This is a genomic window from Pragia fontium DSM 5563 = ATCC 49100, from assembly GCF_900112475.1.
GTDB lineage: Bacteria > Pseudomonadota > Gammaproteobacteria > Enterobacterales > Enterobacteriaceae > Pragia > Pragia fontium.
This window is the reverse complement of sequence record NZ_FOLW01000023.1, coordinates 1-11,521: the sequence shown is the minus strand read 5'-3', so window position 1 is coordinate 11,521 and position 11,521 is coordinate 1. Positions and strand designations below refer to the sequence as shown.

At 49.3% G+C, this 11,521-nt stretch carries 9 protein-coding genes; all 9 read left to right on the top strand.

All coding sequences use genetic code 11. From position 1 onward, the window contains the following. The first annotated feature begins 292 nt into the window (after positions 1–292). The gene (locus tag BMZ28_RS17075; RefSeq protein ID WP_047780843.1) at positions 293–559 is read left to right on the top strand and encodes a PAAR domain-containing protein; all 267 of its coding nucleotides are present in this window, start codon (positions 293–295) and stop codon (positions 557–559) included. Positions 560–567: 8 nt separating this feature from the next. Continuing rightward, entirely contained in the window at positions 568–1,767 is a 1,200-nt protein-coding gene (locus BMZ28_RS17070; RefSeq protein WP_074825126.1) for a KPHS_23130 family T6SS system protein, read from the top strand. Continuing rightward, on the top strand, positions 1,764–5,372 hold the full coding sequence (locus BMZ28_RS17065) for an ImcF-related family protein (protein ID WP_053007569.1): 3,609 nt from the start codon (positions 1,764–1,766) through the stop codon (positions 5,370–5,372). The genes BMZ28_RS17070 and BMZ28_RS17065 overlap by 4 nt, the downstream gene beginning before the upstream one ends. Continuing rightward, positions 5,362–6,942 carry a type VI secretion system protein TssA gene (gene tssA / locus BMZ28_RS17060; protein WP_074825123.1) on the top strand — a complete coding sequence of 527 codons (1,581 nt, stop codon included), beginning with the start codon at positions 5,362–5,364 and terminating at the stop codon, positions 6,940–6,942. The genes BMZ28_RS17065 and tssA overlap by 11 nt, the downstream gene beginning before the upstream one ends. 392 nt (positions 6,943–7,334) lie before the next feature. Then, positions 7,335–9,101 carry a type VI secretion system baseplate subunit TssF gene (gene tssF, locus BMZ28_RS17055; protein ID WP_074825120.1) on the top strand — a complete coding sequence of 589 codons (1,767 nt, stop codon included), beginning with the start codon at positions 7,335–7,337 and terminating at the stop codon, positions 9,099–9,101. Next, positions 9,065–10,105 (top strand): type VI secretion system baseplate subunit TssG, encoded by a 1,041-nt coding sequence (gene tssG, locus BMZ28_RS17050; RefSeq protein ID WP_047780847.1) that lies wholly within the window; start codon positions 9,065–9,067, stop codon positions 10,103–10,105. Before tssF ends, tssG begins: the two co-directional genes overlap by 37 nt. 12 nt (positions 10,106–10,117) lie before the next feature. Continuing rightward, positions 10,118–10,660: a type VI secretion system lipoprotein TssJ gene (tssJ, locus tag BMZ28_RS17045; RefSeq protein WP_053007570.1), complete on the top strand. Its 543-nt coding sequence runs from the start codon at positions 10,118–10,120 to the stop codon at positions 10,658–10,660. An 11-nt stretch (positions 10,661–10,671) separates the two neighbouring features. After that, positions 10,672–11,085 (top strand): type VI secretion system baseplate subunit TssE, encoded by a 414-nt coding sequence (gene tssE, locus BMZ28_RS17040; protein WP_047780848.1) that lies wholly within the window; start codon positions 10,672–10,674, stop codon positions 11,083–11,085. Between the two features lie 41 nt (positions 11,086–11,126). After that, on the top strand, positions 11,127–11,521 hold a 395-nt coding region (locus BMZ28_RS17035), incomplete at its 3' end, for a hypothetical protein (RefSeq protein ID WP_139211650.1).

Here is an 11,521-nt window from a genome sequence, read left to right as displayed (position 1 = left end):
AAAGACTGTAAAGAGCACGGTGAGTTTTATTATGTGCCGGATACTAAACAGTACCAACAAATATTAGTTGCCCCCTGTGTTTATCATTATCGAATCGCGCCAGAAGTTCCGGAAAAATTCAAACTAAAAGAAAGATAGAAACCATCCTTGTTAATTGATAAAACGATATTATTTATTTTTATTAAAACCAAAATAAAACCTTATATATTTTATTAAATAATAAACAATCACACGGCTTTAAAAATAAACCGACTCAATACTTAAATTCTTATTTAAATAAAGGGAATTCCAAATGTCTAAAGGCGTTATTCGTTTAGGCGATCGTACTTCGCATGGCGGTACGGTTATTACTGCGACATCAACCGCGGTCATGGATGGGAAGAAAATTGCGCTGGTTGGCGATTTAGTTGATTGCCCGCAAACCGGACATGGGGTGAATCCTATTATTGAAGGTTCTTCAGGTTGGGTTTCTGACGGTAAACAAGTTGCCGTCGACGGCTGCCGTACCGCCTGCGGATGTACTTTAATTACCAGCTTACCAACGGTTTCAATAGGGTAATAATTATTATGTCCTGGCCTAAGCCCATTATTATATCGGAAGATAAATTAAAGACGCCTAATTTAAAGCGCTGGTTTATTGTTTTGATGGCTATTTTGGTTATTTCAGCCTTGCTGATTTTTTTATTAAAACCGAAACAGTCAACATCGGAGGAGATTATTTCTTATCTGGCGATTTTAATCGTCGAGATTGTTATTTGGGCATTGCTGTTTAGCTGGCGAATGTATAGCCATGGTCTGGAAGTTGACCGTTTTGAGTCATGGGAACAAGAAAAGCAACTGATCGACTTAAGGTGGAATAACTGGGCAAGCCGCCATTTGGTTGTTTTAAGTAGCCATACCATGATGCCAGAAGGGAAATCGGCCAAAGCTTTTTTAGCTCAATCACAAGATATGGCGGTTAATTCGCATCAGGCTATTGCGCTGGAGTTTTATCAAGATGAGCGATTGGGAAACCGGCAGCAGCAGGCCATTTCTGAAATGCTGTTTGCACAGTTTTCCGCCTTATCGGCTTTACCTGTCGATCGCAAGATCAAAGTAGAAATCTTCAATGCCAATAATGTATTTAATCCGGTAAAAGACGATTTTCAGGCCGCCTGGAAGCAACTGGGGATCCCTCATAAAACTGAAGTAGAGGTCAGGCGAGCCGCTGATTTATCCGCCATTGAACACTGGATTGATAATCCGGATAGCCAGATTAAATTACTGATTATTTTACAACTGGAAGATTTACACAGTAATACGGCGTTTACCGCATCAGAGTTTGCCTGTGCTTTTTTATTGGCCAGTGAACAACAGGTTGAAGCCCTTGAACTAACGCCTAGAGCTCAAGTACTCAGACCGATGTTATCTGATAGTGACTCCGCCCATGACGATCTCAAGCAAATGCATGAGGTACAGCGTGAAATGGAGACTACCCATCATCTGTGGCTGACCGGATTTCAGGGGAAATCTGAATCGAATATTGTGGCCTGCTTATCTGAATTAAAACTCGATTTACGTCATGAACAAGAGAAAAGCGGAACCTACTATATCGATCTATACCACGGATTACCGGGAAAACTGAATGGCTGGCTCGGTCTGTCTTTAGCCGTTGCGGCAGTGCAGCAAACCGGTGAAACGCAGTTGGCCGCGTCGAATATAAATAATCAAATCGCCTTTAATCTGATACAGCCCATACAGGACAAGCAACAAAAGGAACAAGCATGAAGAATAAATGGAGGACCTGGGGGTTAATTATCGGCACCCTGATCGTCGCAGTGGCGATTTTTGCCGTACTGTATTTCTTTGGCGATCGGTTGGGTTGGGAGACCTGGGGAGAAAAAGGCACTATCTGGTTGCTGTCGATGTTGGTTATTTTCGGATTTTTGATGATACCGATGATCGTCACTAGTCTGAATAATGCTTATTCAAACCTCAAGGCGAACAATAAAAAACTTAATCCCGCCGAACCGAAAAAAGAGATCGAACTGAAAGTGGTTACCGGACTTGACGCCATGCGCGATCAACTCCGCCACCGCTACGGCTTTTTCTGGCGGCGTAAACTGCGCTGGCTACTAGTGACCGGCGAAACGGCGGAAGTAGAGCAGGTCGCCCCCGGGTTAATCACTCAGGGTTGGCAGTTGGGTAACGATGCGCTGTTGATTTGGGGCGGTTCGACCAAGGCAGCGTTGGATGAGAACTGGCTTAAACAGCTGAAAAAGCTACGCTGGCGTAAACCGATCGACGCACAGGTGTGGGTCGTGGCCGCCGATTATTATGCCCCCACCAAAGAGCAAAAAGCGCTACAGGATAAGACGCTGTGGCAGATGCACTCCCGCAATAAGCTGATGGGTTGGGCTGCGCCGCTCTATTTATTAGATATACGCAGAACTCAGTGGCAGCAGTCCGAACAGGAAGAGCAGCCGGTGGGCACGTTATTTCCGGGTAAACCGCATCCAGAAACGTTAATTAATCTGCTGTCTTCGGTTGTGAAGCAAACCACTGATTTGGGTATGACGCAGGTGATGATTAATCATCAGCATGCGTTCCTGCTTCAATTGGCGCAGGATCTGGAACAGCGCGATATTCCTCGTTTGCGCGGCTGGTTACCGACATTCCTGACGGCACAGGGGGGTAATCAACTGCGTGGTTTGTTGTTTACCCCGCAAGTGAATCGGGCTGAAACGCTGGCCGATCACGCCTTTCAACCCACATCAACCTGGCAGGCGATTATTGATGATAGTCGCGTAGCCAAAGGGCATGGCGTGGGAATGCAGTGGTTGAACAGTGCTACGCTGGCTGCGTTAAGCGTGATTATTCTGTTTAGTCTGGGTTGTATTATTTCTTATATCGGCAACCGTGGGCTGATCGCATCGGCGGAAAATTTAGCTCGGCAGAGCAATGATTTTAGCGTCAGTATGACCGAACGCTTGACCCGCCAGCAGGCGTTTAAGCAGCAGTTATCTCAGTTGCAGTATCGCACTGAATACGGCAGCCCATGGTATTTACGCTTTGGTTTGAACCAGAACGATCGCTTACTGACCTCGCTATGGCCCTATTATCATCAGGCTAACCAACAAAATATTCAGCTACCGCTGGTCAATAATCTAACTAATGAACTGGAGCAGTTGGTTCAGATGTCGCCGAATAATCCAGAGCGAGCGACTTTAGCAAAGCAGGGCTACGATCGCCTGAAAGCCTATCTGATGATGTCGCGTCCCGATCGGGTGGATGCCCCATTACTGGGGAATATACTGATTGAGAATACTAAGCAGGCACCGGACACGGTATCCGCTGGCGTATGGCAGAGTATCGGTCCGGAACTGATGCAGTTTTACGCCAATAACCTGTCGCGTCACCCTGACTGGGCGATTAAATCAGATAAAAGTCTGGTTACCGATGCCCGTCAGGTGCTGATCAATCAGGTTGGTATGCAGAATGCTGAAACCGCGATCTATCAGGGCATTTTGAAGCGTGTTGCACAGAACTACGGCAGTCTTTCACTCGAGCAGGTATTGAATGGTATCGATAGTCGAACCTTGTTTAATACCACCGAAGAAGTGCCCGGTATTTTTACCCGCGCAGCCTGGGAAGGCATGGTGGAGAAAGAAATTGAGCGCGCCGCTAAAAATCGTCGCGAAGAGATCGACTGGGTACTGACCGATAGCGGTAAGCAGTTGAACAGTGAAATTTCACCGGAGAAGCTGAAACAGCGCTTAACCGAACGCTACTTTACCGATTACAGCGCCGCCTGGTTAAATTTCTTAAACAGCATCAGTTGGCAGCGGGCAGAGTCTATTTCTGACGTGATTGACCAGCTCACGCTAGTCTCTGACGTTCGTCAGTCACCGCTGATTGCCCTGATGAATACCGTGAAATATCAGGGACAGACGGCGCAAAAAGGCCGAGCGCTTTCGGATACCTTGGTTAAATCGGCTCAGGAAGTGTTTGGCAGCAAAGCGAAAAAACTGGAGGCTATTCCGGTTGATGACAGTATTCCCGTTGGCCCATTAGACGGCACCTTTGGCCCGCTGCTGCGTCTGGTTCAGGGCGGTGCTCAGGAGAACGGCGATTCGCTGAATTTACAAACCTACTTAACCCGGGTTACTCGAGTTCGCCTTAAGCTCCAGCAGGTGACCAGTGCCCCGGATCCGCAGGCGATGACGCAGGCATTGGCTAAAACGGTGTTTGAAGGTAAAGCCATCGATCTGACGGATACCCGCGACTATGGCAGCCTGATTGCGGCCAGTATGGGGGAAGAGTGGTCTGGCTTTGGTAATAATCTATTTGTCCAGCCATTGGAGCAGGCGTGGCAGGCGGTATTGGAGCCTGCGGCGATGAGCTTCAACAGCGCATGGCGTGAAAGCATTGCCGACCCATGGAATCGGGCGTTTAACGGTCGATATCCGTTTAGAGCGACCGGCAATGATGCTTCTTTACCGGAGCTTGGCCGTTTTTTACGTCCAGATAGCGGCATGATTGAGCGTTTTGTTACCACCCAACTGGCCGGTATCCTGCATAAACAGGGGGATATTTGGGTAGCGGATCCGATGAACTCTCAGGGACTGACGTTTAACCCGCAGTTTATCCATGCCCTTAATCAGTTAAGTAAAGTGTCAGGCATGCTGTATGCCAATGGTGATGCGGCGATGAGCTTTGAGCTGATGGCTCGCCCAAGCCGGGATGTGGTTAAAACCGAACTGTTGCTGGATGGTGAAAGCTTGGTTTACTTTAACCAAATGGAAATCTGGAAAACCATGAACTGGCCGGGAGAAACCTACTCCCCCGGTGCACAGCTTAGCTGGAGCACCGCGGAAACCGGGCTGCGTCTTTATGATAGTGCTAAGGGCAGTTGGGGCTGGGTGCGTTTATTGGATCAGGCCAGCGTAACTCAACTGGACAGCAGTCGTTATCGACTTGAGTGGAAAGCGGAAGATGGTAAAAGTCTGAACTATATCTTGCGCGCACAGACTTATGCCGGGCCGCTGGAACTATTAAAGCTAAGAGGCTTTGTTTTACCTTCTAACGTGTTTGTTACCAGCCGGAGTCCGGCATCGGCGAAGCCAGAGCCGGTTATTTCGCAATATCAAACCGAACAAGGGAACACGTCAAATAAGCCAAAGAAAGCACAACCGCAAAAAATTATCGGTAATCCGGTTTCTACCGAAGATGCCTCAACCGTACCGCCGGTCAGAAAGAAGAGCAAAGCTGAAACGCCAGCGGAAACGGCTAACGCGGAAGTTGTAGAACAAGGGAGCGCCGATAGCGCCGAGACACAAGCCAGTAGTAAGCCCATGACACGAATGAGAAGAATTGAACACGATGCTAACTAATTTACTACAAACGCTGTTCGGTCAGCGCAACCCGCAGGAAGGGGTTAACAAGCGCATTAAGCAACACTGGCAGGCTTGGCTGGAGCCGATTGATGGCGATAGCCCGACGGGAGAAGATCCGGGGTATGACGATGACTTTCTGCTTATCAAGGAAGAAATCGCCAAGCTATCAGGCATTGATGCCGCTCTGATTATTGAACTGAGTGAAGGGCTGCTGTATGAGCGCAGTAAGGATCTGCGGGTGGCTTCCTATTACGCTTGGGCTCGCCTCAGAGGGGAAGGAATTAAAGGCTTAGCGGACGGTTTGGAGCTGATGGCGGGTTTGGTTGCTCGTTACGATTTGGATCTGTTTCCGAAACGTGCCGAAAGCAAAAAACTGGCCATAGAATGGCTGGCCAGCGCAAAATTTACCGACCTGTTAGAAACGCAAACCACGTTTCAACATGATGAGCTGGAGCGAGCCATTTCAGCGCTGGCGCTGATGATGAAATACACCGGTCAGTGGCCAGAGGCGCTTCAACCAGATTTACGGGCGCTTATTCGTCTGTTTGAAACTCGGCTGGAAAATCCGCATCCGGCACCTTTGCCGTCGGCGCCGGCTGCGCCAATATCCGCAAATCAAGCGCCGTCGGCGCTTAAAGTTAAAAATGAGCCAGTGAATTCGCTGAGAGAAGTATTAGATCAGGCGCGCCAGATGGCGACTTTTCTGCGTGAAAAGCCCGATGGCTATTTAGCGGCAGCGCGAATGCTGCGTAGCGTGAGATGGGATACGGTTAACGCTTTGCCTCCTCACGATGTGCAATATGCTACCCGGTTGGTGGCGCCGCGGGTCGAGCTGAAACAACATTTAAACCGGCTGTGGTTACAGCAAAACTGGCTGGAATTATTAGAACAGGTTGAGCGAGCGTTTTCCGAAGCGGCCAATCATTTCTGGTTTGATCTCCAGCGTTATGCCTGCGATGCCATGCTTAACGCCGGTTCACCCTACAGTGAATGGCAGGAAATTTGTCTGACTGACGTGGCGCTGATGTTAGATCGTCTGAAAGGGATTGAGCGACTGACCTACAGTGACGGCACACCGTTTGCCGATGATGATACGCTGGCTTGGATCGCCTCGTCTGCCACCATGCGTCATTTGGATGAAGGTGAAGCGCTGGCACCACTTCCGGTTGACGGGGGGAATAATTGGAGCGAAATAGAGCAGCAGTCAATGGAAATTGCTGGGCGTGATGGCCTGGAAGCAGCCTTTAACTGGATATACAGCTTGCCGGATATGCAGACCGATCGTCAGCGTTATTTACAGCGTATGTTGTTGGCGCGGGTGGCTGAACATCAGGGGCAGCGTGATGTGGCGATTCGGCTACTGAAGGCGCTGAATGAGCGCGTTGAGGGGTATCGGTTATTGGGCTGGGAACCGGATTTGGTGTTTGAAGTAAAAGCCCGACTGTTGAAATTGATTCAACATAAGAGCCAGCTAAAAGACGCGGATAAAGACGGATTAGGCAAAGAGGCAGAGGCGCTGCTTAGCGAGCTGACGGCACTGCATCCCGCCAGGGCGTTGACGTTTTAGAGGTAGGAAAGGACGACAGAACTTAGCGATGGAGGGCGACAGGCCTAGATCTCCTACGGGCAATTATGAGACACCTCCATGTGTCTCACCCTCTGGGCTAGCGCTAGCGCTGTTCAAATTTGTTCCTGACAAATTTGTCGGCAGCTTTTGCTGCTAAGACCCCCACGGAGATCTCTCCTGTCGTTTGGCAATTTAGAGGCCTTTGTCAGCAGGATATTAATCAGAGGGGGAGGGTTATATTGGGCCTGCCCCCACCTAAGCTAAATACTCATGCTCTTTTGGCTGAACACCATGACTAACTTAAACCCGTTACTCCAATTCATCATAATCACATTGAATCGATATTCAGTGAATAATAACGCTCGTTAAAACGGGCTACGGACATCTTAATAATGGACGATTTGATTAAACGCTATTACGAAGCAGAAATGCGCTATTTGCGTGAGGCGGGCAAAGAATTTGCTCAGGTTCACCCCGATCGCGCAGGCATGCTAAATCTTGACCGAGTAGGGGATCGCGATCCCTACGTTGAACGTTTGTTTGAAGGCTTTGCTTTTTTGATGGGGCGATTACGCCAGAAGCTGGATGATGATCTGCCGGAACTGACCGAAGGTGTGGTGAGTTTACTGTGGCCGCATTATCTGCGGATTATTCCATCGTTATCCATTGTTGAGCTGTTTCCTGACCATAATATTCTGGCGCGTAAAGAAGTGGTCGAGGCGGGATTTGGCGTACAAACTGGGCCGGTGGGGCCATCGCAGACCCGCTGTAAATATCAAACCACGCAAACTGTGGAGTTGCAGCCGCTGAAGGTGAGTAGAGCCGGTGTGCGCAGCCATCAGGATGGGCGTTCGGTTATCTATATTCGCTTTGATTTTGGTCCGATGGCGGACTGGAAGCAGATGGATATCTCAAACTTGCGTCTGTATCTCAATGCCGATACGCCAGTGGCGTCAGCGTTGTATCGGTCAATGGTGCATCAAGTCGCCTCAATGAACATTCGTTTTCCCGGTTATCAAGACGGTGCGACTCAACCGTTTAACGGCAAGATTACCCCTGCTGGGTTTGCTGATGATGAACGACTGTGGTTAAAGCCGGACAATGCGTTTGGTGGCTATCAGCTACTGCTGGAATATTTCACCTTTCGTGAAAAATTTATGTTTCTCGATCTGACCGGGTTAGACCTTAACCGTATGCCGGAAGGGAGTAGTGCCTTTGAGCTTGAGTTGATCCTTAATGAGGTTTGGGCTGACGATCTGCCGTTTAGCGCGGAAAATATCCGTTTGCACTGTTCTCCGGTGATCAACCTGTTCCCGTTGGAAGCGGACCCGGTTCGGGTCAATCAACTCGACAGCGAATACTTGCTGCGGCCATTGCTGCAACAGGATGGACATATTGAAATCTATTCGGTCGATGCAGTGCAGTCCATTAGCCGACAGGGGCGCGCGGTCTATGTTCCCTTTACCAGTTTCCGTCATCGCGGTGGCATGCTGCGCCACGACACACCAGAGCGTTATTATCATACGCGGGTCAGACGTGGTGCTTCCGGTTTACATGATACCTGGTTGATTCTTGGTGGCCAGGTATGGGAACGGGCGGAAGAAGTCTACGATGAAACCCTGTCTTTACGCATCACCGGCACCAATGGGATGCTGCCGCGTAAGGCATTACGTAACGCGTCGATTAATCAAATTAGCGATAGCCAAACTGGAGTGATTGCGGTGCGTAACTTGTGTGCGCCGACGCTGCCGTGCTATCCACCGGTGAACGACCGTTTTCATTGGCGGGTGTTGTCCCATTTGGCACCAAACTATCTGTCGTTGATGAATGCCGAAGTATTGCGCGGTACGTTGGCGCTGTATGACTGGACTGATAACGAACTAAATCGCCGTCGTTTGGAAGGTATTGTCGATGTGAAACACAAACCCATACGGCGGATGGCGAAAGGCATGCTGGAGCGCGGGGTTGAAATTGAAATAACCCTGAATGCTCATCAATTCCCCGGTGAAGGGGATATCTCATTGTTTGGTGAGCTGCTGCATCAGTTCTTTGCGCTGTATGCCGATCTGAATCTTTTTACCCGCCTGACGCTGGTGCTTTTACCTACAGGGAAACGTTTAACATGGAACGACAGCAAGACAGCTCGCTCTCCCCTTTGATGGAAGGACTGTTCCGGCAGGTTCCGCAGATGAACTTTTATCGGTTTTGTCAGTACCTGGAACAGCAATATCCGCACTTGCCGCCGCTGGGGAAAAGCGAAACCCCGGCTACCGATCCGGTGCGTTTTCGTCCGGTGCCGGAAATGGGTTTTCCTTCCAGCGAAATTAAGCGTGTGGAGTGGGATGATGAATATCCTGAACGTCCACCGACGGTACGCACCACGTTTCTGGGGCTGTATGGCGTGGATGCGGTGCTGCCCTATGCCTGGCTGGATGATATTGTTCAGCGTCAGGAAGGGCATGATGCGCTGGAAGCGTTTCTGGATATCTTTAACCACCGGGTGATGACTCAGTACTATCGAATCTGGTTAAAGTATTACTATCCGGCGGGTTTCCGTGCCGGGGGAACCGATCTGGTGTCCCAGTGTCTGTTAGGGCTGGCTGGATTTGGTATTGATGGTGCCAGCGAACAGATAGCTGCGCCGCCGTCACGCTTTTTGGCGCTTATGGGATTGATTACCCAGCGCACCCGTACCGGCGACGGATTACGCTGTGTGGTTAATCTATTGCTGCCGGGGGCAAAGGTCGATATTCAAGAGTTTTATCCTCAATGGGTCAATCTGGAATCACCGGCCAAACTGGATCGTTCGGACCCCATCAGCCTACAGCGCTGTGCGGTATTAGGCCGACGTCTTAAAGACAGCAACAGTACCGTCCATATCACTATCACGCCAACGGATCTTCAGCAGGCAACAGGGCTTTTACCGGGCGAGTCAATTCACACCGATTTGATGGCCTTATTGCGCGCCTATTTAGGTTATCGCTTTGATGCCAGCATGAATATGAAAGTGAAACGTTCGTTATTACCGAAAGCTCAGTTGGGCGAGTCCAGAGTACGCTTAGGGCTGACCGCGGTACTGGCAATGAAAAATACACAAAAACAACAGCAGGAAATCACCGTTAATCTTGGCCGCTATATGGGCTTAACGGGGCAACAGGGATAAGAAGGAATAATAATGAATAAACATAAAAACAGCCAGTTAACGCGAATGTTGAAAGGGATCGTCTTATTACTGGCGGGTGTAGTCCTTTCCGGCTGTGGTGCGATTCAATCCGCCAAGGAAGGAACGGTCAGCGTTGCCAAAGCAATTTTTGTTAAACAAATTCATATATTGCATTTGGATTTTGCCGCTCGCGCCCAGCTAAATCCCGGAGATGAAGAAGCGCCAGCCTCGTTGATGATCCGGGTATATCAATTAGGCAAAGTGGAGAACTTTGATAAGGCCACCTATCAGGAACTGCTGGAAGATGATTATAAAACGCTAAGTGTTGATCTGTTAGCCAGAAATGAAGTGGTGTTATATCCGGCGTCGGCGGTGTCGCTTGATGTACCCATGAATCAAGAAGCGGATTATGTCGGTATTGTGGCGCTGTTTCGTAAACCAGACCTGACTGAAGGCAGTTGGAAGGTCGTGATTAAGCGTAGTGAATTGGACGCTGATAAACCAAGGTTACTGATTGCCAACTATGATGCAATTGGTTTGGTTCCGCTGAAATAGGAACGGAAATTATGGGACCGTCACTGTATGAAACCCTGATGGGGAGCTTTAAGTCTGGTATTGATGTCGATGAAGTGAATGAACAGACGCAAACGATTTTAAGCGTCATGGATAATATCCAGCGCATTCTCAATAGCCGGGCGGGGGCGATTAAATATCTCCCCGATTACGGCTTACCTGACCTCAGCCTGATTTATCAGGAGCTACCTTCATCGGCCCACAGCCTGATGCGCGCTATTCAGCATACGCTGTTGAAGTATGAACCGCGTTTATATGCCGTCGAGCTCAGCCTTGAACCGGGTGATAAAGATATGATCCTCAGCTATCTGCTGACCTGCCACTTAAAAGAGATTGGGCTGGTGCGTTTTGGCACCTATTTTATGCCGGAAGGGCGGGCGGTTTTACGGCGGTTAACGGTAAGGTAATTAGCCGATATATAAGAATCAATGATCTATAAGGATATAAGATGAAAGATCAACTGATAAAAAAAGGTAAAGATCTACTGGATGAGCAGCTTCAGGCTTTCGGCCTGGGCGGCCTATCAGGCGAACAGGGTGCCGCCAGTAGTTTCTCTTCGCTGAATGATGGCTTAAACCGTTATCAGTTGGCTATTGATGGGTTGTCAACTTCACTGTCGGTATTAAGCGTTCAGGGGCGCGAGCACCTGAGCGAACCGTGGCAGTATGTGATCCAGTTTACCGCTCAGCATGGATTGTCCATGGAGCAGGTACTGAGTGAGAAAGCGGTATTTGCGCTGGCGCCGGGTGGTGTCAGTAGCCTCGGTGGTGCGGCCGGTCAGTTGAGCAATCAGCTGATGTCGGCCTTTAATGCCTTTGGTGGCATGTTCAGCGATAAAATTGG